Origin of the sequence: Galbitalea sp. SE-J8, from assembly GCF_030345695.1 — a bacterium.
Lineage (GTDB): Bacteria > Actinomycetota > Actinomycetes > Actinomycetales > Microbacteriaceae > JAUASV01.
On record NZ_JAUASV010000002.1, the window covers coordinates 166440 to 191884 of the forward strand.

Below are 25445 nucleotides of genomic sequence, written 5' to 3' on the forward strand. Positions count from 1 at the left end.
GCCCCAACTCCTGAATTTCCGCACGCGCCGCGGGCGCGGGGTCATCCTCGCGACGGACGCGGACCATCCCTCCGCCCGATCCGTCGCACCCAGCGCGTTCCCTAGCGTCGCAGCATGGACATCACGACATCCGACCTCGGCCTCGTCGCCCGGGTCGCGCACCTCGGCAAGGCGTACGGCACCGGCCCGAACGCCGTGACCGCTCTCGACGACGTCACCATCGGCATCCGTCGCGGGGAGTTCACCGCGATCATGGGGCCGAGCGGCTCAGGCAAGTCGACGCTCATGCACATCCTCGCCGGCCTGGACACCGCGACGAGCGGCCAGGCCTGGCTCGGCGACACGGAGATCACCCGGCTCGACGACACGCGGCTCACCGAGCTGCGCCGCCGGCGCGTCGGCTTCGTGTTCCAGGCGTTCAACCTCGTGCCGACGCTCGACGTGCTCGCCAACATCGAGCTGCCGTTCGAGATCGACGGACGCCGGCCCACGACGGATGAGCGGGCTCGCATCGACGGCCTCGTCGCGCGGCTCGGGCTGACCGATCGACTCGCGCATCGACCGCACGAGCTGTCCGGCGGCCAGCAGCAGCGGGTCGCGATCGCGCGCGCCCTCGCGACGCGCCCCGACCTCGTCGTCGCCGACGAGCCCACCGGCAACCTCGATTCGCGGACGGGTCGGGAGGTGCTCGCGCTGCTGCGGGGCGCCGCGAGCGACTTCGGGCAGAGCATCGCCATGGTCACGCACGACCCGATCGCGGCGAGCTACGCCGACCGCATCCTGTTCCTCGCCGACGGACGGGTCGTCGACGACCGCGGCCCGTCGACGCCAGAGCAGGTCTCCGCGCTCATGCTCGGCATGGAGGTGGCGTCGTGAGGGGTCACGCGGCGAGCGTGCTCGTGGCGGTCGTCAGCAGCGCATTCGGGGTGAGCCTGCTCGCGGTCACCGGGGTGCTCAGTCAGATGATCAGTGCCGACCCGATGGCTTCGGCGAGCCCGACCGTGCGCGCGGTGCTGACCTTCATCGCGCTGGTGTTCCTCGCGATAGCGCTCTACGTCGCGGCGCTCGTGACGGCGAACACCTTCGCGACCGTGGTCGCGGGCCGCTCGCGCACGATCGCGCTGTACCGCCTCATCGGCTCGAGCGCGAGGGCGCAGCGACGGTCCGTCGCGCGTGAGGGTCTGCTCGTCGGGATCGTCGGATCGCTCGTGGGCGCGGCCGTCGGCGTGCTCGCCGCGATGGCGCTCGTCGCCGCGGGCGTCGCGTTCCTCGGCCTGCCCGACCTCGGCTACCGCTTCGTCGAACCGGTGACGGCGCTGCCGATCGTGGCCGTGGTCGCGACGACGTGGGCGGCATCCTGGGTCGGGTCGCGGCGCGTGCTGCGCGTCTCGCCGATGGAGGCGACGGGCGCCGCGCAGGAGCGCGGCCTCGACGAGACGACGCGCCGACTCGGCCGCAACGTGGCGGGGCTCGTGCTGTTCCTCGCCGGGGACGCGGTGCTCGTGTTCGGGATGCTCGTCGGGCTCGTCTCCCCCGCGGGCGTGCTCATCGGGGTGGTGGGCGGCATCCTGTCGTTCAGCGGCGTCGTCGCCGCGGCGGGCGCGATCATGCCCCGTGCGCTGCGCGTCGTCGGTCGTCTGTTCGGGCGGGGCGCGACCGCGCGGCTCGCGGCGGAGAACGCCGTGCGCTACCCGGAGCGCAGCACCCGCACGACGATCGGCCTCGTCATCGGCGTGACCCTCGTGACGACGTTCTCGGTCACGATCGAGAGCTTCCGCGCGCTCGTGCACGCTGCCAACGCTGCCCAGCCGCGCACCTACGAGGGCGTCGATCCGACGCTCGACACCATCTCGGTCGTCTTCGAGGTGCTCATCGGTTTCAGTGCGCTGCTCGCCGCGATCGGCATGGTGAACAACCTCTCGCTCACCGTGCTGCAGCGCACCCGTGAGCTCGGGCTGCTGCGCGCGCTCGGCTTCAGTGTGGCCCAGGTACGACGGATGGTCGTCGCCGAGAGCGCGCAGCTCACGATCGCCTCGGTCGTGCTCGGTCTGCTGCTCGGCACGTTCTACGGCTGGGTCGGAGCGCAGTCGTTGCTCGGCAGCATCTCGGGCTCGCCCGGCATCGTGGCCCCGGCCGTGCCGCTCGTCGCGGTCGGAGTCATCGTCGCGCTCGGCGCGGTGCTCAGCCTCGCAGCCTCGGTCGCCCCGGCCCGCCGCGCGACCCGGGTCGCCCCGGTGCGCGCCCTCGCCGTCGACTGACCGGCCCGCCCGTTCGGGTGCCCCGCCCGTTCGGAAACTCAGGAGTTGCGCGCCGCCGCGCGGCGACTGCCCCGCGGCTAGGCGCCCCGGGATGCGTAACTCCTGAATTTCCGAACCCCCGCGGCACCCGGAGGCCGGCCGTGCTCGGTACGGCCCGCCTCGCCGCCCGACCCTCCCGCAGGCCCGCCCCGCCGGGACGCCCCGCCGGGCCGCGCGACCTGCCGCGCAGGCCCGTCCCGCCCGGACGGGCCGCCGGGCCATGCGACCCGCCCCGCAGATTCGGATGCCCCGCCCGTTCGGGTGCCGCGCCCGCAGGTTCGGATGACGCGCTGGTTCGGAAACTCAGGAGTTACGCGCCGCGGAGCGGCCGCTCCCGCGCAGCCGAGTGCCGCGGGATGCGCAACTCCTGAATTTCCGAACCCCCGCGCTCCATAGAGTGGGGGCGTGAAGATCGCCGCGCTCGGGGGGCTGCGCATCGAGCACGACGGCGCCCCGGTCGTCGTGACGGGCGCGATGCAGCTCGCCGTGCTGTTCCGCCTCGCGCTCGACGCCGGCCACGCGGTCGGCTACCGCGCCATCGCCGAGGACGTCTGGGGTCTCGACGCGCCCGAGAACGTGCGCGCGGCGCTGCAGTCCGTCGTCTCCCGCCTGCGGGCGCAGCTGCCGCCCGGCGTGATCGAGTCGACGCCGGGCGGCTATCGCCTCCGCATCGAGCGGGCGGATGTCGACGTGCTCGCCCTGCAGGACGCCGCGGATGCCGCGTCGCGCTCCGCCGGTCACGTCGGCGGAGCGCTCGCGTCCGGGCCGCCCTGGTCCGGAGTGCCCGCGTCCAGAGTGCCCGCGGCCGGGGCGCCCGCGACCGGAGCGCTCGCGTCCGAGGCGGCCGCCGCCCTCGCGCGCTGGACGGGCGAGCCCTGGCTGCCCTCGGACGGGTTCGACTGGGTGGCCGCCGACGTGGCCCGCGATCGCGCGACGCTCGCCGCCATCGCGGCACGGCCGGATCCGGATGCCGCGCCGACCGGATCCGATCGCGCCATCCCGGTGCCGCTCACCGAGCTCGTCGGTCGTGAGGCGGAGCGCGGCGCGATCGCGGCGCAGCTCGACCGCGGGCGCCTGGTGACGCTGCTCGGCCCGGGCGGCTCGGGCAAGACGCGCCTCGCCATCGAGACCGCGCGCGGCGCCACGCGCCTCGCCGTCGAGACCACGCGCGGCGCCGGGCGGGCCGTGCTCGTCGAGCTCGCCCCGGTGGGCGCCGGCGAGGTGCTCGCGGCCGTGCTTGCGGCGACCGGGCGCGCCGTGCGCACGGAGTCGAGCGACCCGGTGCCGCTGCGTGGCCGCGTGATCGACGCGCTCGCCGGGCGTCTGGTGCTCCTCGTCGTCGACAACTGCGAGCACGTCGTCGCCGAGGCGGCCGAGGTCGTCGCCGACCTGCTGTCCGCGCTGCCCGACCTGCGCGTGCTCGCGACGAGCCGCGAGCCGCTGGGGGTCGCCGGGGAGGCGTTCGTTCCGATCGGCCCGCTGCCGCACCCCGAGGGGGACGAGACGGGCGATCCCGAGGACTACGACGCCGTGCGACTGTTCCGCGACCGCGCCGTCGCGGCGACGGGCGCCCCGCTCGGCGACCTCGCGACGGCGGCTCGCATCTGCGCGCGCCTCGACGGGCTGCCGCTCGCGCTGGAGCTCGCGGCAGCCCGGCTGCGCACCATGACGCTCGACGAGGTGCTCGCGGGTCTCGAGTCGCGCTTCGCTCTGCTCACGACCGGACCGCGCACGGCCCTGCCGCACCACCAGACCCTCCGCGCGATGATCGACTGGAGCTGGAGCCTGCTCGGCGCCGACGAGCGCCGCGCGCTCGCCTGGCTGAGCGTCTATCCGGGCGGTGTCGCGGCGGCCGATGCCGCGCCCGTCGCCGCGTCGATGGGCGTCGACGACCCGGGCGTGTTCGACGCGCTCGTCGACCGGTCTCTGCTCCAGCGCTCGCGTGGCCGGTTCCGCGCGCTCGAGACGATCCGCGAGTACGGCCTCGACGTGCTCGACACCGCGGGGGAGACGGATGCGGCCCGGCGCGCGTTCGTGGACCGGATGGCGGCGTGCGCGGCGGACGCCGACGACATCATCCGTGGTCCGGGCATCCACGACGCGCTCGCCTGGTTCGACGCCGAGGACGACAACGTCTCGCAGGCGCTCCGGGTCGCGGCGTCGCTGCCCGCGCCGCAGGCCGCCGTCGACCTCATGGTGTCGTGCATGTGGGCGTCGATCATCCGCGAGCGCGAGGAGCTCGCCCGATCGTTCATGGCGATCGTCGCGCTCGCTCCCGAGGTCGACACGCCGGCCGGGCGGATGCTCGCGCGCCTCGGCCCGATCCTCGCGGCGATGACCGAGGGCGCGCCGCCCGACGCCGTCGATCCGGAGATGGCGGATGTGCTGCGCGCGATCGCCGAGGACGCGCGCGGCGACGACGGCGGGTCCGACCTGCTCCAGCTCGTGCCGGTCGTCGTGGACGCGTTCGCGGGTGCGGCGGCCGAGGGCGACTGGCCGAACGGTGTCGAGCTCCCGGCGGTCGACGAGCTGGGGCTGCGCCCGTGGCCGACCGCGTTCCTGCACCTGTTCGCGGCGGTGCTGTCCCAGAACCGCGGCGACATGACGACGCTCGGCACCGAGTCCGCCGTCGCGCTCGCCGCGTTCGAGCAGCTCGGCGACTCGTGGGGACTCGCGATCGCGCAGCAGTTCCGGGCGGAGTGGCTGCGGCTCACCGGCCGCCTCGATGAGGCTCTCGCCCTGTGCGAGAGCGCGCTGGGGAACATGGCCCGGATCACCCCGCCGTGGGACCTCGCGCAGCTGCAGGGCACGGCGATCGACCTGCTCGCGCGCCTGGGCCGGACGGACGAGGCGGAGCGACGCGCCCGCGAGCTGCTCGCCGCCGCGCAGGACGGCGGCCACGCGCGCACCCTCGTGCAGGCGCGCGCGACGCTCGCGAGTGTCGCGCTCGCGCGCGGCGACGCCGTGGCAGCGCGCGAGCAGCTCGACTCGATCGACTCGCCCGACCGGCTCGAGCCGACCTTCGAGCGGGCGCCGCACCAGCTGGCCGCGCTGCTGTTCGCCGACGAGGCCTGGTGCGCCGTGCTCGAAGGCGATCTGGATGCCGCCGAGGCCGCGGCCCGGTCGGCGGCGCGATCGGCGGTCGAGAGCCACGATCAGCCCGTGATGGGCTCCGTCGCGCTCGTCGCGGGGCTCGTGGCGCTCGAGCGCGGCGACGTGCGGCGCGCGCTCGAGGCGGTGGACGTCGCGAGCGCCCTGACCGGGGTGACGGATGCCACGCATCCGATCGTCATCCGCATCGAGGCGACCGCGAGCCGGCGCGGCATCGAGCGCACCCGCCGCACGCTCAGCCGGCCGCTCGCGGTGGAGGCGCTCGACCGGCTCACCTGAGCCGGGCGGTTCCGTGGCGGCGGAGGCGCTCGACCGGCTCACCTGAGCCGGACCCCCGCCGGGAACGACGACGCGCCCCGGTCGCGGGGGCGACCGGGGCGCGCGACGCGGCATCCGTGGTCAGATCTTGCGGCGGTACGCCCAGGTCGCGAGCGGGAAGAACACCGCGACGAGCACGACGCAGCTCGCGAGCACCCAGAGCACCTGGCCGCCGACGGTCTCGCCCGCGGCGAGCGCCGCCTCGCCGCTGAACAGCCCGCGCATCGCCTCGATGACGTGCGTGACGGGGTTGATCGCGACCCAGCCCTGCAGCCAGTCCGGCAGCGTCGAGGCGGGCACGAACGTCGAGGAGCCGAAGGTCAGCGGGAACACGATGAGGAACGAGAGTCCCTGCACCGCGCCCGACGACCGCGCGAGCATGCCGATGAACACGCTCACCCAGCACAGGCTGACGGCGAACACGACGATGAGCACGATCGCCGCGAGCACGTCGTACCACGGCGTGACGAACCGGAAGCCGATGATCACGGCGAAGACGAGCGTCACGCCCGTCGCGATGGTGTGGCGGATGATGTCGCCGAGCACGGCGCCGAACAGCGGGGCGCTGCGCGCGATCGGCAGCGAGCGGAACCGGTCGAAGACGCCCTTCTGGATGTCCGTGTTGAGGTTCACGCCGATCGTGAGCGAGGTGAACATGATCGTCTGCACGATGATGCCGGGGATGACGAACGGCAGGTAGCTCTGCGTGTTCCCGGCGACGGCGCCGCCGAAGATGTACACGAACAGCACCGTCATGATGATCGGCTGCACGCTCACGTCGATGAACTGCTCCGGGTTGCGGAACATCTTGATGACGTTCCGCTTCGCGAGCACGAGGGTGTCCTTCATCAGGCCGCCTCCTCTTCCTGCTGGTCGTCGGCCTGCTTCTGGCCGGTCAGGCTGTAGAACACCTCGTCGAGGCTCGGCAGGCGCAGTCCGAGCTCGGAGACCCGGATGCCGCGGCTCGCGAGCTCGGCGACCACCGAGGTGAGAGCGGTGTCGTCCGCGACCGGCACGCTGAGCAGGTCGGTGGCGGGCTGCTCGGGGTCGCGCGAGCCGATGCGGGCGAGCACCTCGCGCACCGCGGGCAGGTCGGCGAGGTCGAGCGGGCGCACCTCGAGGGTCTGCCCGCCCACCTGCTGCTTGAGCCCGCGTGCGGTGTCGTGGGCGATGACGCGGCCGTGGTCGATGACGGTGATCTCGTCCGCGAGCGCGTCGGCCTCCTCGAGGTACTGCGTCGTGAGCAGCACCGTGGTGCCCTGGGCGGTGAGCGCGCGCACCATGTCCCACACGTCGTCGCGCTTCGCCGGGTCGAGGCCCGTGGTCGGCTCGTCGAGGTAGACGACCGCGGGGCGGCCGATGAGGCTCGCGGCGAGGTCGAGGCGGCGGCGCATGCCGCCGGAGTAGGTCTTCACGAGTCGCGTGCCGGCATCCGTGAGGTCGAACTCGGCGAGCAGCTCGGTCGCCCGGGCCTTGGCGTCCCGGCTCGACAGGTCGAGCAGCCGGCCGATCATCACGAGGTTCTGCACCCCGGTCAGGTCCTCGTCGACGCTCGCGTACTGGCCGGTGAGGCCGATCGAGCGACGCACCTGCTTGGCCTCGTGCACGACGTCGTGGCCGGCGACGCGCGCCGTGCCCTCGTCGGGGGCGAGCAGGGTGGCGAGGATGCGCACCGTGGTGGTCTTCCCCGCACCGTTCGGGCCGAGGACGCCGAGCACTCGGCCCTCCTCGACGGTCAGGTCGACGCCGGAGAGGGCCTGCGTCTTCCCGAATCTCTTCGTGAGGCCCTGGGCCTCGATCGCGTAAGTCATGCATCCGATGATGCCGACTCGCGCTGTCGCGCCTCTGTCAGGGCGCTGTCGCGCTCTCTCGCGCGCTGTCGGCGGGTCGGGGTGCGGGCGCGGATGCTGCCGCGGGCACGGATGCGGGCGCGCGGCTGGTTGCGGGCGCGGGGCCGGCGGGTGCGGGGCCGGCGGCGGGCGCGGGGCCGGCGGGCGCAGGGCCGGCGGCGGGTGCGGGGCCGGCGGGTGCGGGGCCGGCGGGTGCGGGGCCGAGAGTCGCGGGTCGGGCGGCGCCGCGGCGGGAACGCGCCAGACCGAAGCCGACGAGCGCCGCCGATGCCGCCGTGAGCACGACGCCCGCGAGGACCTCGCCGGTCTCGAAGCCCGAGCGCGTGGCCGCCGTCCAGGGCGCGCTCGTGAGCGAACCCGTGACGAGCGCGGCGAGGACCGTGCCGACCGCGGCGATGCCGACGGCGCTCGCGAGCTCCGAGGCGGTGTCGACGAGCGCCGCGCCCATCGAGGTGCGCTCGGCGGGCAGCCCGCGCACGACGCTCATGCCCGCGACGGGTCCGTTCACGCGGATCGCGAAGGCGACGAGCGCGAGGGACGCCGCGACCCACGGATAGCCGGCGCGGCCGAGCAGCGCGAACACGGCGAGCCCGGCGACGACCGCCGCGGCGCTCGTCCAGGCGGCGCGCTCGAGGCCGACCCGCTCGATGAACCGGTTCGCGAGAGCGCCCCCGACGATGAGCACGACGACCTGGGGCAGCATGCCGAGCGATGCGAGGAACGGCGGCCAGCCCCAGTCGAGCTGCAGCTGCATCGTGACGAGGTAGCCCATGCCCGCGACGGCGAGACCGGTGGCCGCCTTGAACGCGAGTCCGCTCGCGACGAGCGGCCTCGACACGAGCGCGAGGTCGAGCAGCGGATGCGCGGCGCGCCGCTCGCGCAGGGCGAACAGGGCGGCGGCCGCGATCGTCGCGCCCGTCGCGACCCACGGCTGCCAGGCGCCGACGCCCTCGTCGACGAACAGGGTCGGCGTGAGCAGCGCGATGACGATCGTGACGGTGCCGAGCGCGGCGCCCGCGATGTCGATGGGCGCGCGGTGCAGCTCGTGCGGCGCATCCGGGGCGATGCCGAGACGGATGCCGAGGAGAGCGAGCAGGGCGATCGGGACGTTCACGAGCAGCAGCACCTGCCACGGTGCGACGGCGAGCACGAGGCCGCCGGCGGTCGGGCCGATCGCGAGCCCGACGATGCCGACGGTCGAGATGAGCGTCATGGCCCGCACCCGCAGAGCGTCGGTGTCGAACAGGCGGAACGCGAGCGCGATCGAGCCCGGTGTCGTCATGGCGGCGGCGACGCCGGTCGCCGCGCGCACCCCGATGAGCTCGGGGGCGGAGGTCACGAGCACGGTGGCGAGGCTCGAGAGCGCGAGCAGAACGAGTCCGATGAGCATCATCCGTCGGCGTCCGAACCGGTCGGCGAGCGCGCCGAACACGAGCATGAGGCCGCCGAAGACGACGGCGTACGCGCCGGTGACCCACTGCAGCTCGGTCGCGGACGCGTCGAGCTCGCGCCCGATCGTCGGGAGGGCGACGGTGAGGATCGAGGTGTCGAGCATCTCGAAGAGGAAGACGGCGGCGAGTCCCGCGAGTGCGATCCACTCTTCGCGGAGGGACGCGGGAGACTGGCGGGGCGCGGCTGCGGCGGTGGTCATGCAAGTAGATTATGCGACTAAAGATAGTTGCACAAGAGAGTGAGTCGAATCATGCCGAGAACCGGCGAGCGCGGCGGCCCGCAGACGCGGGCCCGCATCCGTGAGGTGGCGAACCGCATGTTCCTGGAGAGCGGCTACGACGCGGTCACGGTCGCCGAGGTCGCGCGCGAGGCGGGCGTGTCGAGCGTGACGGTGTTCAACCACTTCCCGCGCAAGGAGGACCTGTTCCTCGACCGTCAGGACGACGCCGTCGACCTGCTGCGCGAGGCGGTGGCCGATCGTCCCGACGATGTCGACGCGCTCGAGTCGCTACGCCGAGCCGTGCTGCGGATGTTCGACGAGCGGCATCCGCTCTCCGGGGTCGACGAGCGCTCGGCGCCGTTCTTCCGCACCGTCGCGGACTCGCCCGCGCTCATCGCGCGGGCGCGCGAGATCGCCGCCGAGCTGCAGGCCGAGCTCGAGGACGCCCTCGCGGGCGACCCGGCGTTCGCGGGCGATCCGGCGCTGTTCGCCGCGCTGTTCCTGGCCGGCTACGCCGCCCTGCTCGTCGGCACCGCGAAGCGCATGCTCGCGGGCGACGACCACGCCGGGGTCGTCGCCGCGCACCGCGAGCGCATCGACGCGCTCTTCGGCGCGCTCCGCTCCGGTCTCGGCACGTGACCCGGCCGGGGCGCACCCCGCGGCCCCCGGGCTGGTCGGAAACGCAGGAGTTGCGCGCCGGGCTGATCCGGAAACGCAGGAGTTGCGTGCCGGGCTGGTTGGGAAACGCAGGAGTAGCCGCGCCATGCCGCGGCCGGGGCGGCGTGTCGCGCCACGACGCCGCGCCAACTCCTGAGTTTCCGAACCCGGGCGGGGCGGACTGCGAGAATCGGGCGGTGAGCAGCACCCCGGTCGCCGGCAGCGACGACCCCGCCATCGTCGTCGTCGGTTCGATCAACGCCGACCTGACCGTGCGAGTGCCGCGGCTGCCCGAGCCGGGCGAGACGCTCACCGGCACCGATTTCCGCATCGCCTGGGGCGGCAAGGGCGCGAACCAGGCCGCGGCCGCGGCCGCGCTCGGCGCGCGCACCCTCCTCGTCGGGGCGGTCGGCGACGACGAGAACGGCGCAGGCTCCCTCGCCGACCTCCGGGAGCGCGGCGTCGACATCTCCTTCGTCGAGATCGGCGGCGAGCACACCGGCGTCGCCGTCATCCAGGTCGACGCCGCCGCCGAGAACACCATCGCGATCGTCGCCGGCGCCAACGCGACCGTGAGCGCCGAGCTCGTCTCCGACGCCCTCGCGCGCATCGAGGGCACGGCGGTCGTCGTGAGCAACCTCGAGGTGCCGGATGCCGCGGTCGAGCGCGCAGCGGAGGATGCCGAGCGTCGCGGCTGGGCGTTCGTGCTCAACCCGGCCCCCGCGCGCCCGCTGAGCGCCGAGCTCGTGGCCCGCACGACCGTGATCACCCCCAACGCGACCGAGTTCGACGTGCTCGGCGGCGCGGACGTGCTCGGCGCGGCGCAGGCCATCGTCGTGACCCGCGGGGCAGACGGATGCGACATCCGCGTCGGCGACGCGCTCACGCGCGTGCCCGCAGCATCCGCGCGTCCCGTGGACACCACCGGCGCGGGCGACGCCTTCACGGCGGGCCTCGCCGTCGCGCTGCTCGAGGGGCGACCGCTCGACGACGCCGTGCGGTTCGCCGCGGCATCCGGTGCGATCGCGACCGAGGGCCCGGGCGCCCGCGGCGCGCGCCTGACCCGCGCCGCGGTGGAGGCACGGTTGGGCGAGTCGTGAGACGGTGCTACCGTAGGCACGTGCTTTCCGGCCTGCTCCTTCTTAGCTGCCGCGACGAGTCCTAGTTCTCAGGCCTTCCTCGTCGCGGGGTTTCGTGTTGGCCCGACACAGCAGCGACAGAAGCAGAGACCGATGAAGAACACCCAGCAGCCCTCGGGCATGCCGATCCACAAGTACCGCCCGTTCCACGAGCAGATCCGCGTCGAGCTGCCCGACCGCACCTGGCCCGGCAAGCGCATCGAGGTCGCGCCGCGCTGGTGCGCCGTCGACCTCCGCGACGGCAACCAGGCGCTCATCGACCCGATGAGCCCCGAGCGCAAGCGGATCATGTTCGACCTGCTCGTGTCGATGGGCTACAAGGAGATCGAGGTCGGCTTCCCGTCCGCGAGCCAGACCGACTTCGACTTCGTGCGCAGCCTCATCGAGGAGAACGCGATCCCGGACGACGTGACCATCCAGGTGCTCACGCAGGCCCGCAAGGAGCTCATCGACCGCACCTACGAGTCGATCGTCGGCGCCGAGCGCGCCATCGTGCACCTGTACAACTCGACGAGCATCCTGCAGCGGAAGGTCGTGTTCCGCTCCGACGAGCAGGGCATCCTCGACATCGCGCTGCAGGGCGCGCGCTGGTGCCGCGAGGCCGAGGCGATCGCGCCCGGCACCGAGGTCTACTACGAGTACAGCCCGGAGTCGTACACCGGCACCGAGCTCGAGTACGCCGCGCGGGTCTGCAACGCCGTGCTCGAGGTGTTCGAGCCGACCCCCGACCGCAAGGTCATCATCAACCTCCCGGCGACCGTCGAGATGGCCACCCCGAACGTCTACGCCGACTCGATCGAGTGGATGTCGCGGCACCTGCACCACCGCGAGAACGTCATCCTGTCGCTGCACCCGCACAACGACCGCGGCACCGCGATCGCGGCCGCCGAGCTCGGCTACCTGGCGGGCGCCGACCGCATCGAGGGCTGCCTGTTCGGCAACGGCGAGCGCACCGGCAACGTCGACCTCGTCGCGCTCGGCATCAACCTGTTCACGCAGGGCATCGACCCGCAGATCGACTTCAGCGACCTCGACGAGGTCAAGCGCACCGCCGAATACTGCAACCAGCTGCCCGTCCCCGAGCGCAGCCCGTGGGCCGGCGACCTCGTCTACACGGCGTTCAGCGGCTCGCACCAGGACGCCATCAAGAAGGGCTTCGAGGCGATGGAAGCGGATGCCACGGCATCCGGAGTCTCGGTCGACGAGCTGGTCTGGGCGGTGCCGTACCTGCCGGTCGACCCGAAGGACCTGGGCCGGTCGTACGAGGCCGTCATCCGGGTCAACTCGCAGTCCGGCAAGGGGGGCGTCGCCTACCTGCTCAAGACGGACCACGCGCTCGACCTGCCCCGCAAGCTGCAGATCGAGTTCAGCGGGGTCGTGCAGGCACGCACGGATGCCGAGGGTGGCGAGGTCACGAGCGAGGCGCTCTGGGAGATCTTCAGCGACGAGTACCTGCCGGCGCCCGCCGACCGTGTCGAGGACAAGTGGGGCCGCTTCGAGATCCTGCGCACCCGCACGTCGAGCGAGGCCGGCGGCTCGGTCGAGCTCTCGGTGGACCTGCGGGTCGGCGACTCGGTCGAGATCGCGCGCGCGACCGGCAACGGACCGATCGCGGCGTTCCTCGGCGTCATGCGCGATCAGGGCATCGACGTGACGCTCTACGACTACGTCGAGCACGCCCTCTCGGCCTCGGGCGACGCCCTCGCCGCGGCGTACGTCGACCTCCAGGTCGGCGACGTGCGGCTCTGGGGCGTCGGCATCGACGCGGATATCTCGACCGCGTCGCTCAAGGCGGTCGTCTCGGCGGTCAATCGCGCCGTGCGCCTCCGCGCCGGGGAGCCCGAGCCCGAGCTCGCCGCGGTCTGAGGTCGTCGCTCTCTGGGCGCACTGCTCGTGGGCGCGCTGCTCTTGGGTGCGCTGGGGTTTGGGTGCGCTGGGGTTTGGGTGCGCTGCCGTCGGGCGCGCTTCCGTCGGGGCGCTGCGCTCTGGGGATGCTGCGGGGCGGCATCCGCGACCCGTGGTTCGGAAATTCAGGAGTTACGCGCGCCGGGCGCCCGCTCTTCGCGCGGATTGCGCCGCGGCATCCGTCTACTCCTGAATTTCCGAACCGTCGTCGCCGCGGGGGCGGCGGGAGCGCCAGCGCGGCCGCCACTCGATGCGGCGCTGCTCGGGGAGGCTCCAGCGGAACAGCACTGCGAGCACGCGCACGCCGAACGTGACCGCGACGCACACTGCGGCCGCGATCGACACGTTCACGCCGATGCTCACCAGGACGACGAGCACGCTCGACCCCGCGACCGCGGCGATCGCGTAGAGCGATCCGACCTGCATGAGCGCGATCGGCATGGTGAGCAACAGGTCGCGCAGGATCGACCCTCCCACCGCCGACAGCGCGCCGACGAAGATCGCCGGGGCGGGCGGCAGACCGAGGGCGAGGGCCTTCGTCGTGCCGATCGCGCCGAACAGGCCGATCGTGATCGCGTCGAGCACCGTGATGAGCACGCCGAGGCGGCGGAACAGCCGCTCGAGCAGCATGCCCAGCAGCGCCGCACCGATCGCGACCGGGAGGTACCAGGTCGACTCGAGCGCAGCCGGCAGCTCGGCGAGGAGCACGTCACGGAGGATGCCGCCGCCGAATCCGGTGGCGATGCCGATGATGGCGACCCCGAGCCAGTCGAGCCGGCGGTCGCGGAAGCCGGCCGAGAACAGGGCGCCCTGCAGGGCGCCGATGCCGACGGCGAGCAGGTCGGCCCAGAGCGGAATGGAGAACGGCACGCGCTCATTGTCGCGGGTGGTCCCGTGGTCGCGGGTGGTCCCGCGGTCGCGGGTGGTCCCGTGGTCGCGGGTGGTCCCGCGGTCGCGGGCGATTCCGCGGCCGCGGTCGCGGGTGAGTTCGGAAATTCAGGAGTTGATTCGCCACCGGCCCACGTCCGCCCCATGCCCACGTCAGCGCCGTGACGTAACTCCTGAATTTCCGCACGAGGTCGAGCATGAGCATCGAGCGAGGGGCGGCCGCGACGCGCCTCCGACGCGCGTTCGGCGCGGCGCGCGACAATGGGCCCATGCCGACCTACCGGGACGAGGCCGTCGTCCTCCGCACCCACAAGCTCGGGGAGGCCGACCGGATCGTCACCATGCTCAGCCGCGAGCACGGCAAGGTGCGCGCCGTCGCGAAGGGCGTGCGCCGCACGGCGAGCCGGTTCGGTTCCCGCCTCGAGCCCTTCATGGTCGTCGACGCCCAGTTCTACGTCGGACGCAGCCTCGACATCGTGCAGCAGGCCGAGTCCCTCGGCGCGTACGGCGCCGACATCGTGGGCGACTACGCGCGCTACACCGCGGCGAACGTCATGGTCGAGACCGCCGACCGCATCACGGGCGACGAGGGCGGGCTGCAGCAGTACCTCCTGCTCGTCGGCGCCCTGCGCTCGCTCGCGCGCGGCGAGCACGCCCCGGGCCTGACGCTCGACTCGTACCTGCTGCGCTGCCTCGCGATCGCCGGCTGGGCGCCGAGCTTCGTCGACTGCGCGGTCACCGGCGCCCCCGGACCGCACACCTTCTTCGTCGTCCAGCTCGGCGGCGTCGTCTCGGATGCCGTCGCACCCCCCGGAACCCCGCGCCTCGCCGCGTCGACGCCCGCCCTGCTCGGCGCACTGCTCGAGGGGCGATGGGATGCGGCCGAGGCGACCGACGAGCGCACCCGCGCGCAGGCGTCCGGCATCGTCGCCGCGTACGCGCAGTTCCACCTGGAGCGCACGCTGCGCTCGCTCGAGCACGTGGACCGCGGGGCCGACCCGGTCCGCGCTCCCGCGTCCGTCGACCGGGGGATTGCGTGAGCCCGCGGGTCGGCGGCGGGCGTCGCGGCATCCGTTCGCTCGGGCGCGACAGCGCCGGCGGAGTCGTGAAGACCCACCGGGACGCCGTCGACTTCGTGCCCCTCGACTGGACCGGGCTGCACCCGCCGGCCCTGCCCGCGCGGGCGGTGCCCGAGCACGTCGCGGTCGTGATGGACGGCAACGGACGCTGGGCGAACCAGCGCGGACTGACCCGCATCGAGGGCCACAAGGCCGGCGAGGCGGCGTTGCTCGACGTCGTGGCGGGCGCGGTGCAGATCGGCGTCAAACACCTCAGCGTGTACGCGTTCAGCACCGAGAACTGGAAGCGCAGTCCCGACGAGGTGCGCTTCCTCATGGGCTACAACCGCGACGTGCTTCACCGCCGACGCGACCAGCTCAACGCCTGGGGGGTGCGCATCCGGTGGGCCGGACGGCGCCCGCGCCTGTGGCGCAGCGTCATCGACGAGCTGCAGTTCGCCGAGCGCCTGACCGCCGGCAACAGCACGATGACCCTCACGATGTGCGTCAACTACGGCGGCCGGAACGAGATCACGGATGCCGTGCGCGCGCTCGCCGAGGAGGTCGCGGCCGGCCGGGTCGCGCCATCCGGGATCACGGAGAAGGCCATCCAGCGGCACCTGTACCAGCCGGAGCTGCCCGACGTCGACCTGTTCGTGCGGTCGTCGGGGGAGCAGCGCACGTCGAACTTCCTGCTGTGGCAGTCGGCGTACGCGGAGATGGTGTTCCTGGACACGCTCTGGCCGGACTTCTCGCGCGTCGACCTGTGGCGCGCGATCGAGCTCTACGCGGGGCGCAGTCGCCGATTCGGGGGCGCCGTCGACGCGCCGACGGCGCCGTGAGCCTGTTCGCGCGGTTGCGGGCGCGCCTCGGGGGAGGGCCGCGGGCGGTCGCCGGGTTTCGTCCCGAGCCGGGTCCGTTCGACGCGCCGCCGGCGGAGCCGATCGAACTCGACGAGTCCGAGCTGCCGTGGGAGCTGCGCCCGGAGCCCGGCCGGGCGGGCGATTGGAGCGGGCCGGGCGGGCTGAGCGGGCAGGGTGGGCCGGGCGGATCGAGCTGAGTGCGCCGGCGGGCCGGGCGGGCCGGGGGATCCGCGCGGCTGAGGCCGCGATTCCGAGCGCGTGATGCGGAAATTCAGGAGTTATGCCCTCGTGCACCCCTCGAACGGCAGTGCCGTATGGCTCCGCCCCGCTCAACTCCTGAATTTCCAGACAGCGGCCGGCGAGACGCTTGGCTGCGGCGACCGACGCAGGGCTGCGGCCCCCGGTGTGCCACGGGCGCGGGCTCGGCCGATGCGGGACCCTGGGCACGCGGTGGCTAGGGTGTTCCGGTGCCCACCACCACAGCCATCCGCGTCGGTCTTATCGGCTACGGCCTCGCCGGACGCGTCTTCCACGCCCCGTTCATCGCCGCGAACCCGGACCTCGAGCTCGCTCTCGTCTCGACGAGCGATCCGGCCCGCGCCGCGGAGGCCGCCGAGCGTTACCCGAGCGCTCGCGTGGTCGCCCGCGCCGAGGACGTCCTCGCGAGCGACGTCGACCTCGTCGTCGTCGCGAGTCCCGTGCACGCGCACTTCGAACAGGTCAGCACGGCTCTCGCGGCCGGCCACGCGGTCGTCGTCGACAAGCCGTTCGTGCCGAGCGTCGCCGAGGCGAAGCAGCTCATCGCCGTCGCAGAGGAGGCCGAGCGCGCCCTGATCGTGTTCCACAACCGTCGCTGGGACGGTGACTTCCTCACCGTGAAGGCACTCGTCGAGCAGGGCCGCATCGGCGCGGTGCACCGGTTCGAGTCGACCTTCGAGCGCTGGGGCGGAGCGCTGCGCGAGCGCTGGCAGGACGAGATCGGGCCCGAGGTCGGGGGCGGCATCGCATTCGATCTGGGCAGCCACCTCGTCGACCAGGCGCTGCAGTTGTTCGGCCCGGCGGAGGTCGAGCTCGCCGAGTTCGCTCGGGTGCGCGAGGGTGCCACGAGCGAGGATGACGCGTTCATCGCGCTCCGGCACCGCAACGGCGTGCGCTCGCACCTCACGCTGAGCCGCGTGGCCGCACTCAGCGGTCCACGCTTCCGCGTGCTCGGATCGGACGGCGCCTACGCCGTGCACGGCCTCGACCCGCAGGAGGGGCGACTGCGCAGCGGCACGACCGACCTCGACGGGATCGGCGTCGCCACGACGGATGCCTGGGGCGAGCTCGCGATCGGTGGCGACGTCGAGCGCGTGCCGACTCTCGACGGCGACTACGCAGCGTTCTACCGCGGCGTCGTGGCCACGATCCGCGACGGGGAGCCCGCTCCGGTCGACCCGCGCGACGCGCTCGAGGTCGTCCGCATCCTCGAGAATGCGCACGCGGTGGCGCGGGCGAACGCTGCGGCGACCGCCTGATTCGCCGTCGACGCGTCGCTGTCGTGTCGGTGATACCCCGCGCCGGCATGTCTCGTTGATGCGTCTGTGTCGTTGATGCGTCGGGCGGGCGCTCTACGGCGCGGCGATTTCGGAAATTCAGGAGTAGATCGCGTCCTGGGCCCGCGGGCACGGGCGGAGGACGCTCCGCGACGCGTAACTCCTGAATTTCCGCGATCATCGGCGGGGCTGCGCGGCGCGCGGCGCCAGTCCCGAGCGTCGTGCACCTCAGCGCGGGCCGCGCGGCGGCCTCGGGCCCGCACCTCAGCGCGGGCCGCGCGGCGGCCTCGAGCCCGCACCGTGGGTGCCTGAGAGCCTGTGGCGCGCCGTCGCGGCGTCGAGCCCCCAGGCGCGGGCGTCGAGATCGCGCAGGGCCTCCGCGACGGCGGCGACGCTCGCCTGGCGCGAGCCGCTCGCGCGCACCGCGTGCACGAGGCGGTCGCCGGCGAACGGCGCGTCCCGCACGTGCGCGCCGTCCGGAACGTGCGCGCCGACCAGGGCGAGGCGCGGCAGCAGCGCGACGCCGAGCCCGGACCCCACGAGCGACAGCACCGCCGCCGCGTTGTCGGTCTCGAAGCCGATCGCCGGCGCGAACCCGGCCGCCTCGCAGACCGCGAGCAGGTGGCCGCGGCAGCGCGGGCATCCCGCGATCCAGGTCGCCGCGGCGAGCTCCTCGATCGAGTCGATCGCCGCGCCGCCGGCCGGTGTGGCGAGCACGAGGGACTCCGCGAACAGCGTGTCGACGACGAGTCCGGACGCGCTCGCGGCGTGCGGGTCGGCGCGGTCGCCGGGGTAGCTGAACGTCACGGCGAGGTCGGCGTCACCGTCGCGCACGAGCTGCACCGCCTCGGGCGGCTCGGCCTCGACGTAGCTGACCCGCAGTCCCGGATGCCGTGCCGCGATCGTCGCGATGAGCCGCGGCAGGATGGTGGACGACGCGGTCGGGAACGCCGCGACGCGCACGGTGCCGGCGCCGAGCCCGCGCAGTGTCGCGAGCTCCTCCTCCGCGGCGCCGAGCGCGGCCTGCACGTACACGGCGTGGCGCGCGAGCAGCGCTCCCGCCTCGGTCAGCCGCACCCCGCGTCCGTGCCGCTCGAGCAGCGGAACGCCGAGCCGCGCCTCGGCCCGCGCTAGGTGCTGGCTGAGCGCGGGCTGGCTGTAGCCGAGGTCCCGGGCCGCCGCGGTGAGCGTGCCGGTCGCCGCGAGCGCGCGCACGATGCGCAGGGTGTGCAGGTCGAGCATGCGATGAGGTTATCGGAATGAGAAGAAACCTGGGCTGGTGCAATAGGAACTCGCTCAGCAGAGTCGATGCATGCAGAGCCTCGCCGATGCCCGCGCCGCCTTCGACCACCCGGGCGGCTACCTCGCCGCCGCCAGCCAGGGGCTGCCGACGCTCGCGACCCAGGCCGCCCTGCGGGACGACGTGGGCGCGTGGGCGAGCGGCACGCGGCATCCGTCCCACTACGACGGCCTCGTCGAGCGCTCGCGCGCATCCTTCGCCCGGCTCGTCGGCGTGCCGACCTCCCGCGTCGCGATCGGATCGCAGGCGAGCGTCATGGCCGGCATGATCGCGAGCGCCGCGCCGCAGGGCGCCGAGGTGATCTGCGTCGACGGCGACTTCTCGTCGATGGTCTTCCCGTTCCTGCAGCGAACCGACCTCCGGGTGCGGCACGTGCCCGTTCACGGAGTCCCGGATGCGATCGGGCCGCAGACCTGGCTCGTCGCGTTCTCGCACATCCAGTCGGCGACGGGCGTCGTGGCCGACGTCGACCCGATCGTCGCGGCGGCCGCGGAGCACGGCGCGCGCACGCTGTGCGACACGACGCAGTCGGCGGGGGTGCATCCGGTCGACGCGAGCGTCTTCGACGCGACCATCTGCCACGCGTACAAGTGGCTGTGCGCGCCGCGCGGCGTGGCCTTCCTCACGGTCGCCGACGACTGGCACGACCTCGCGCCCACGGCCGCCGGCTGGTATGCGGGGGAGGAGGTCTGGCAGTCCTGCTACGGACCCGCGATGCGACTCGCCGGCGACGCCCGTCGCTTCGACGTGAGCCCGGCGTGGCAGGCCTGGGCCGGGGCGGAGCCCGCGCTGGCCCTGTTCGCCGACCTCGACGTCGCCGAGGTCTGGCGGCACGCGACGACCCTGGGGGACGCGCTGTGCGACGGCCTCGGGATCGAGCGCCAGGGCCAGGCGATCGTGACCTGGCCGGATGCGGACGGCGAGCAGCTGCGCCGCCTCACCTGCGCGGGCCTCGTCGCCGCGGGTCGCGCCGGCCGCGTGCGCACGGCGTTCCACGTCTGGAACGACGAGCGCGACGTGGACCGCGTGCTGCAGAGTTTGGGTGCATAACACCCGAAGGAGTAGACTGCGTTCAGGTCATTCAGACCTTTACTCTCATGAACGCCGTCATCGCCCTCGCCGTGTCCACGGTCATCTTCGCGCTGCGCGCGGACGACGAGGGTGCCGCGACCCTGCGCATCCCGCTCGTGCGGCGCATCGCCGAACCGTTCGAGGGCCGCTGGGCGCTCCCCGGCGGCGCCGTCCCCGCGGACGAGGGGCTCGCCGCGGCCGCGGGGCGCAACCTCCGCGAGACCACCGGGCTCGCCCCGAGCTACCTCGAGCAGCTGTACTGCTTCGGCGACGTCGACCGGTCGCCGACCGGCCGCGTCGTGAGCATCGTGTACTGGGCGCTCGTGCGCGGCGACGAGGCCGCGGCGGCGGTCGAGGGCGAGAACGTGCGCTGGTTCCCGGCCGACGAGCTGCCCGAGCTCGCGTTCGACCACAACCGCATCGTCGAGTACGCCCTGTGGCGGGTGCGCACGAAGATGGAGTACTCGCGCATCTCCGCGGCGCTCCTCGGCGAGACGTTCACGCTCAGCCAGCTCCGCGGCGTGCACGAGGCCGTGCTCGGCCGCGCCCTCGACCCCGCGAACTTCCGCCGGCAGCTCGGCGCCTCCGTCGTCGCGACGGATGAGCGACTCACCGGCACGCGGCACCGTCCGCCCCGGCTGTACCGCTTCGACTCCGACATCGAGATCGTCGACAACGGACCGCTCACCAGGTCCACGAACACCCCGGGAGGTCGCGCATGAGCGCGAGCATCGACACCGCCATCCGACGCATCACGAACGGCGAGGCGGGCGGCTCCACCTGCACGCCCGAGCTCGCGAACGGCCCGTGGGTCGCCGACGCGCTGCCGTTCCCCGTCTACGGACCGGGCGCGTCGATGGGCGACCTCATCCCGACCGCGAGCCCCCGCCAGGGCCAGCTGCCGCTCGAGTACCAGCGCGCGACGAACGACGAGCTGCACGACCGCATCCGTGCCGCGAAGGCGACGCTCGGCTCGCGGGTCGTCGTGCTCGGGCACTTCTACCAGCGCGACGAGGTCGTGCAGCACGCCGACTTCCTCGGCGACAGCTTCCAGCTCGCGAACGCCGCGCAGACCGTGCCCGACGCCGAGGCGATCGTGTTCTGCGGCGTGCACTTCATGGCCGAGACGGCCGACATCCTCGCGCGCGCGGGGCAGAGCGTCATCCTGCCGAACCTCGCCGCGGGCTGCTCGATGGCCGACATGGCCGACATCGACTCGGTCGAGGAGGCCTGGGCTCAGCTCGAGGCGCTCTACGGGACGGAGCCGGATGCCGCCGGCCGCGCCCCCGTCATCCCGGTCACGTACATGAACAGCTCCGCCGCGCTCAAGGGCTTTTGCGGACGCCACGGCGGCATCGTCTGCACGTCGTCGAACGCGCGGACCGTGCTCGAGTGGGCGTTCGAGCGCGGGCAGCGCGTGCTGTTCTTCCCCGACCAGCACCTCGGCCGCAACACCGCCAAGGCGATGGGCGTGCCGCTGTCGCGGATGCCGATGTGGAACCCGAGCAAGCCGCTCGGCGGCAACAGCGGCGACGACCTTCTCGACGCGCGCGTCATCCTGTGGCACGGCTTCTGCAGCGTGCACAAGCGGTTCACGGTCGACCAGATCGACCGGGCCCGCGCGGCGCACCCCGGCGTGCGCGTCATCGTGCACCCGGAGTGCCCGATGGCCGTCGTCGACGCCGCGGACGAGTACGGCTCGACGGACTACATCCGCAAGGCCGTCGCGGCCGCGACCGAGCCTGCGACGTTCGCGATCGGCACCGAGATCAACATGGTGAACCGGCTCGCGGCCGAGTTCCCGCAGCACGAGATCTTCTGCCTCGACGACGTGATCTGCCCGTGCTCGACGATGTACCGCATCCATCCCGGGTACCTCGCGTGGGTGCTCGAGGAGCTCGTCGAGGGCCGCGTCACGAACCGGATCTCGGTCGACGGGGACGTCGCCGTGAACGCGCGCGTCGCCCTCGAACGGATGCTGGCCGCGAAGCCCAGGGACGACCGGCCGGCCGGGGCAGTTGTGGTGGCCGCGCCGGCCGCGCCGGCCGCGGTGGCTCGCGGGCTGGGCGCGTGACGCGCATGCACGTCATCGTCGTCGGGTCGGGCATCGCCGGTCTCGTCGCGGCGCTCGAGGCGTCGCGGCGTCACGACGTCACGCTCGTGACGAAGGCGCACCTCGCGGAGAGCAACACCAGGTACGCGCAGGGCGGAATCGCCGCGGCGCTGTTCGCCGACGACTCGGTCGCCTCGCACGTCGCGGACACCCTCGCCGCCGGCGCCGGACTGTCCGATCGCGCCGCGGTCGAGGTGCTGTGCGCCGAGGGGCCGGTGCGCGTGAGGGAGCTGATCGCGCTCGGCGTCGCGTTCGACCGGGACGCGTCCGGACAGCTCGCCCGCGGACACGAGGCGGCGCATTCGCACCGGCGCGTGCTGCACGCGGGCGGCGACGCGACCGGGCTCGCGATCGAGCTCGCGCTCGTGGCAGCGGTGCGCGAGCGCGTCGCCGACGTGCGCGAGAACGCGGTCGTGCGCGACCTCGAGGTGCGCGACGGCGTGGTGTGCGGCATCCGTCTCGCGGACGGCTCGACGCTCGACGCCGACGCCGTCGTGCTCGCCTCGGGCGGCGCCGGCCAGCTCTACGCGCACACGACGAATCCGGCCGTGACGACCGGTGACGGCGTGGCCGCGGCCTGGCGCGCGGGCGCAGTGCTCGCGGACCTCGAGTTCTACCAGTTCCACCCGACGGCGCTCGCGGCATCGGGCACGCCGCTGATCTCGGAGGCGGTGCGCGGGGAGGGCGCCGTGCTGCGCGGGCTCGACGGACACCGCTTCATGCTCGACGTGCATCCGGACGCGGAGCTCGCGCCGCGCGACGTCGTCGCGCGGGGGATGGCGGCGCAGATGGCGCGGCAGGGCGGCGAGCCGGTGCTGCTCGATGCGACGGGGCTCGACCCGGCGTTCCTGCGCGAGCGCTTCCCGGGCATCTCGTCGACCCTCGACGCCCACGGCCTGAGCTGGCGCGAGCCGTTCGCGGTCACCCCGGCCGCGCACTACTGGATGGGCGGCGTGCGCACCGACCTCGACGGACGCACCTCGCTGCCCGGGTTGTACGCGGTGGGCGAGGTGGCGTGCACGGGCGTGCACGGCGCCAACCGCCTCGCGTCGAACTCGTTGCTGGAGTCGCTCGTCTTCGCGCACCGGGCCGCCCGCGCGCTCGATACCCCCCGCCCCGACGCCCCCCTGCCCGTGCATGGTTCGGAAATTCAGGAGTTGCATCGCGCGAACGACGGGTTCGTGCGGCGCACGGAGCCCGACCACGCGTTAACTCCTGAATTTCCGAATCACGGGCGGGAGAACGGCCCCGCGAGCTCGCCGCGCGCGGCGCTGCAGCGGCTCATGTGGGACGCCGCGGGGCTCGTGCGCGACGCTGACGGGCTCGCCGCGGCATCCGTCGCGCTCGCCGGCTCGACCGCGGAACCGGGCAGCGAGGACGCCGACCTGCTCGACCTGGGCCGGCTCGTCGTCGCGGCGGCGGCGGCGCGCGAGGAGAGCCGGGGGGCGCACGCGCGCACCGACTTCCCGGACGCCGATCCGGCCCTCGCCCGGCACTCGCTCACCGCACGGAAGCTGCCGGCGCATGTCTGAGCCGATCGAGCCGGCGATCGAGCGCGTCGTGCGCGCCGCGCTCGACGAGGACGCCCCGTGGGGCGACGTGACGAGCGAGGCGTTCATCCCGGCGGATGCCGTCGCGACCGCCGAGCTCACCGCGCGTGAGCCCGGCGTGCTCAGCGGCGCGGCGATCCTGACCGCGACGTTCACCGCCGTCGACCCGGCGGTCGGCGTCGACGTGCGGATCGCCGATGGGGACGCCTTCTCCCGCGGCGACGTGCTCGCGATCGTCACCGGCCCGGCCCGCGCCGTGCTGCGCGGCGAGCGCGTCGCGCTGAACCTCGTGCAGCGGATGAGCGGCATCGCGACGCTCACGTCCCGGTACGTCGCCGCGGTGGCGGGCACCCGTGCTCGCGTCGTCGACACGCGCAAGACGACGCCCGGGCTGCGCGCGATCGAGCGCGCTGCGGTGCGCCACGGCGGCGGGCACAACCACCGCTTCTCGCTCTCCGACGCCGTGATGGCGAAGGACAACCACCTCGCCGTGCTCGCCGAGCGCGGCATCGGCATCACGGAGGCGATCCGCGCGGCCCGCGCGCGCATCGGCCACACGACGCACCTCGAGGTCGAGGTCGACCGGATCGACCAGATCGATCCCGTGCTCGCGGGCGGCGTCGACACGATCATGCTCGACAACTTCGACCTCGACGCGCTGCGCGAGGGCGTGCGTCTCGTCGCCGGGCGTGCGCTCGTCGAGGCGAGCGGCGGCGTCACGCTCGACACGATCGGGGCGATCGCCCGCACGGGCGTCGACGTCATCTCGGTGGGGGCGCTCACGCACAGCGTGCGGTCCCTGGACCTCGGCCTGGACATCCGTCTCTCGTGACCGTCTACCTCGACCACGCCGCCACGACGCCCGTGCGTCGCGAGGTGCTCGAAGCGATGTGGCCGTGGCTCACGTCCGGCTTCGGCAATCCGTCGAGCCACCACGAGGTGGGACGCCAGGCCGCGGACGCCGTGGTCGCCGCGCGCGCCGCGGTCGCGTCGACGCTCGGCGCGCGTCCGTCGGAGATCGTGTTCACGGCCGGCGGCACCGAGGGCGACAACCTCGCGATCAAGGGCATGGCGCTCGCGAACCCGCGCGGCCGCCACCTGGTCACCGCGGCGACCGAGCATGAGGCGGTGCTCGAGAGCTGCGACTATCTCGCGCGGCTGCACGGGTTCGAGGTCTCGTTCGTGCCGCTCACGCCGGAGGGCATCGTCACGCCGGACGCGCTGCGATCGGTGCTACGTGCCGACACGACCCTGGTGACGCTCGCGCACGGCAACAACGAGATCGGCGTCGTGCAGGACATCGAGGCGCTCGCCGCAGTCGCCCACGGCGCCGGCGCGCTCGTGCACACGGATGCCGTGCAGTCCGCCGGCTGGCTCGACGTCGGTCTCGCGCACCTCGGCGTCGATGCCGTCTCGATCGCCGGCCACAAGCTCGGTGCGCCCAAGGGGATCGGCGCGGTCGCGATCCGCGCGTCCGTGCCGGTCGAGCCGGTGCTGCACGGCGGCGGACAGGAACGCGGACGGCGCTCCGGCACCGAGAACGTCGCGGGCGCTGTCGGCCTCGCGACGGCTCTCGAGCTCGCGTCGGCGCTGCGCGCGGCGGCACCGGCCGTCGCGGCACGACGCGACGCGCTCATCGACGGGGTGCTCGCGCGCGTGCCCTCGGCGCGGCTGACCGGGCCGCCGGGCGCGGGGCCGGCGGGCGCTGCGGGGTCGAGTGGGGGGCGTGCGGGTGCCTCGGGCACGCGGCACGGGCGCCTGCCCAACCACGCGTCGTTCTGCTTCCCCGGCACGAGCGGGGAGGGAGTGCTGCTCGAGCTCGAACGACACGGCATCGTCTCATCGAGCGGCTCGGCGTGCGCGGCCGGCAGCGACGAGCCCTCCCACGTGCTGCTCGCGATCGGCATCGCGCACGAGACGGCGCAGACGTCGGTGCGGTTCACGCTCGATTCCTCGACGACGGATGACGACATCCGTTTCACCGTCGAGCGCGTCGCCGAGGCGGTCGCCGCCCTGTCGGCCCTCGGCCGCTGAACCCCCACCCCTCATCGCGCCCCAACCAACCGCCGCGCCCCAACCGCCCCCGGCTCGCCCGTGACCTTCGGAAATTCAGGAGTT

General features: G+C 73.6%; 21 protein-coding genes. 16 read left to right on the forward strand and 5 right to left on the reverse strand.

What is annotated here, in order from left to right; translation table 11 throughout:
- Positions 1-114: 114 nt before the first annotated feature.
- The 3 genes from QT381_RS02275 (at position 115) to QT381_RS02285 (ending at position 5687) form a co-directional block, all read left to right on the forward strand.
- Positions 115-876 (forward strand): ABC transporter ATP-binding protein, encoded by a 762-nt coding sequence (locus QT381_RS02275; protein ID WP_289247067.1) that lies wholly within the window; start codon positions 115-117, stop codon positions 874-876.
- Positions 873-2258, forward strand: coding sequence for an ABC transporter permease (locus QT381_RS02280; protein WP_289247068.1), 1386 nt, complete (start codon positions 873-875; stop codon positions 2256-2258). Before QT381_RS02275 ends, QT381_RS02280 begins: the two co-directional genes overlap by 4 nt.
- 444 nt (positions 2259-2702) lie before the next feature.
- A complete protein-coding gene (locus QT381_RS02285; protein ID WP_289247069.1) occupies positions 2703-5687 on the forward strand; it encodes an ATP-binding protein in 2985 nt (994 codons plus the stop codon).
- Positions 5688-5807: 120 nt separating this feature from the next.
- Here the strand turns inward: QT381_RS02285 and QT381_RS02290 are convergent, their stop codons facing one another.
- Genes QT381_RS02290 through QT381_RS02300 form a run of 3 tightly spaced genes read right to left on the reverse strand, consistent with a single transcriptional unit; the run spans position 5808 to position 9227 of the window.
- The gene (locus QT381_RS02290; protein WP_289247071.1) at positions 5808-6575 is read right to left on the reverse strand and encodes an ABC transporter permease; all 768 of its coding nucleotides are present in this window, start codon (positions 6573-6575) and stop codon (positions 5808-5810) included.
- Positions 6575-7537: an ATP-binding cassette domain-containing protein gene (locus tag QT381_RS02295; protein WP_289247072.1), complete on the reverse strand. Its 963-nt coding sequence runs from the start codon at positions 7535-7537 to the stop codon at positions 6575-6577. The genes QT381_RS02290 and QT381_RS02295 overlap by 1 nt, the downstream gene beginning before the upstream one ends.
- A 37-nt stretch (positions 7538-7574) precedes the next feature.
- Positions 7575-9227 (reverse strand): MFS transporter, encoded by a 1653-nt coding sequence (locus tag QT381_RS02300; RefSeq protein ID WP_289247074.1) that lies wholly within the window; start codon positions 9225-9227, stop codon positions 7575-7577.
- A 51-nt stretch (positions 9228-9278) separates the two neighbouring features.
- Between QT381_RS02300 and QT381_RS02305 the strand changes: the two genes are divergently transcribed.
- The 3 genes from QT381_RS02305 to leuA all read left to right on the forward strand — a co-directional run bounded on the left by QT381_RS02305 (position 9279) and on the right by leuA (position 12910).
- Positions 9279-9887, forward strand: a complete 609-nt coding sequence (locus QT381_RS02305) for a TetR/AcrR family transcriptional regulator (protein ID WP_289247075.1) — start codon at positions 9279-9281, stop codon at positions 9885-9887.
- 215 nt (positions 9888-10102) lie between these two features.
- Positions 10103-11005, forward strand: a complete 903-nt coding sequence (locus tag QT381_RS02310; protein ID WP_289247076.1) for a ribokinase — start codon at positions 10103-10105, stop codon at positions 11003-11005.
- A 132-nt stretch (positions 11006-11137) separates the two neighbouring features.
- Positions 11138-12910 carry a 2-isopropylmalate synthase gene (leuA, locus tag QT381_RS02315; RefSeq protein WP_289247078.1) on the forward strand — a complete coding sequence of 591 codons (1773 nt, stop codon included), beginning with the start codon at positions 11138-11140 and terminating at the stop codon, positions 12908-12910.
- Positions 12911-13132: 222 nt separating this feature from the next.
- Here leuA and QT381_RS02320 read toward each other — a convergent pair whose 3' ends face one another.
- Positions 13133-13819 carry a trimeric intracellular cation channel family protein gene (locus tag QT381_RS02320; RefSeq protein ID WP_289247080.1) on the reverse strand — a complete coding sequence of 229 codons (687 nt, stop codon included), beginning with the start codon at positions 13817-13819 and terminating at the stop codon, positions 13133-13135.
- Between the two features lie 287 nt (positions 13820-14106).
- Here QT381_RS02320 and recO point away from each other — a divergent pair, with 287 nt between their 5' ends.
- From recO to QT381_RS02340, 4 genes are all read left to right on the forward strand, one after another.
- Positions 14107-14877: a DNA repair protein RecO gene (gene recO / locus QT381_RS02325; RefSeq protein WP_289247081.1), complete on the forward strand. Its 771-nt coding sequence runs from the start codon at positions 14107-14109 to the stop codon at positions 14875-14877.
- A gap of 65 nt (positions 14878-14942) precedes the next feature.
- On the forward strand, positions 14943-15737 hold the full coding sequence (locus QT381_RS02330; protein WP_289247244.1) for an isoprenyl transferase: 795 nt from the start codon (positions 14943-14945) through the stop codon (positions 15735-15737).
- Complete coding sequence (locus QT381_RS02335; protein ID WP_289247083.1) at positions 15734-15955, forward strand: hypothetical protein; 222 nt, start codon at positions 15734-15736, stop codon at positions 15953-15955. The genes QT381_RS02330 and QT381_RS02335 overlap by 4 nt, the downstream gene beginning before the upstream one ends.
- A gap of 270 nt (positions 15956-16225) precedes the next feature.
- Positions 16226-17275 (forward strand): Gfo/Idh/MocA family protein, encoded by a 1050-nt coding sequence (locus tag QT381_RS02340; protein ID WP_289247085.1) that lies wholly within the window; start codon positions 16226-16228, stop codon positions 17273-17275.
- A 282-nt stretch (positions 17276-17557) separates the two neighbouring features.
- Here QT381_RS02340 and QT381_RS02345 read toward each other — a convergent pair whose 3' ends face one another.
- Entirely contained in the window at positions 17558-18535 is a 978-nt protein-coding gene (locus QT381_RS02345; RefSeq protein WP_289247086.1) for a LysR substrate-binding domain-containing protein, read from the reverse strand.
- 70 nt (positions 18536-18605) lie between these two features.
- Between QT381_RS02345 and QT381_RS02350 the strand changes: the two genes are divergently transcribed.
- From QT381_RS02350 to QT381_RS02375, 6 genes are read left to right on the forward strand one after another with little or no spacing between them, the layout of a single operon-like run.
- A complete protein-coding gene (locus QT381_RS02350) occupies positions 18606-19643 on the forward strand; it encodes an aminotransferase class V-fold PLP-dependent enzyme (protein ID WP_289247087.1) in 1038 nt (345 codons plus the stop codon).
- A gap of 47 nt (positions 19644-19690) precedes the next feature.
- Positions 19691-20386 (forward strand): NUDIX hydrolase, encoded by a 696-nt coding sequence (locus QT381_RS02355; RefSeq protein ID WP_289247089.1) that lies wholly within the window; start codon positions 19691-19693, stop codon positions 20384-20386.
- On the forward strand, positions 20383-21738 hold the full coding sequence (nadA, locus tag QT381_RS02360) for a quinolinate synthase NadA (RefSeq protein WP_289247090.1): 1356 nt from the start codon (positions 20383-20385) through the stop codon (positions 21736-21738). The genes QT381_RS02355 and nadA overlap by 4 nt, the downstream gene beginning before the upstream one ends.
- Positions 21739-21743: 5 nt before the next feature.
- Complete coding sequence (nadB, locus tag QT381_RS02365) at positions 21744-23309, forward strand: L-aspartate oxidase (RefSeq protein ID WP_289247245.1); 1566 nt, start codon at positions 21744-21746, stop codon at positions 23307-23309.
- A complete protein-coding gene (nadC, locus tag QT381_RS02370) occupies positions 23302-24159 on the forward strand; it encodes a carboxylating nicotinate-nucleotide diphosphorylase (RefSeq protein WP_289247091.1) in 858 nt (285 codons plus the stop codon). Before nadB ends, nadC begins: the two co-directional genes overlap by 8 nt.
- Positions 24156-25361: a cysteine desulfurase family protein gene (locus tag QT381_RS02375; RefSeq protein ID WP_289247092.1), complete on the forward strand. Its 1206-nt coding sequence runs from the start codon at positions 24156-24158 to the stop codon at positions 25359-25361. Before nadC ends, QT381_RS02375 begins: the two co-directional genes overlap by 4 nt.
- The last annotated feature ends 84 nt before the right edge of the window (positions 25362-25445 follow it).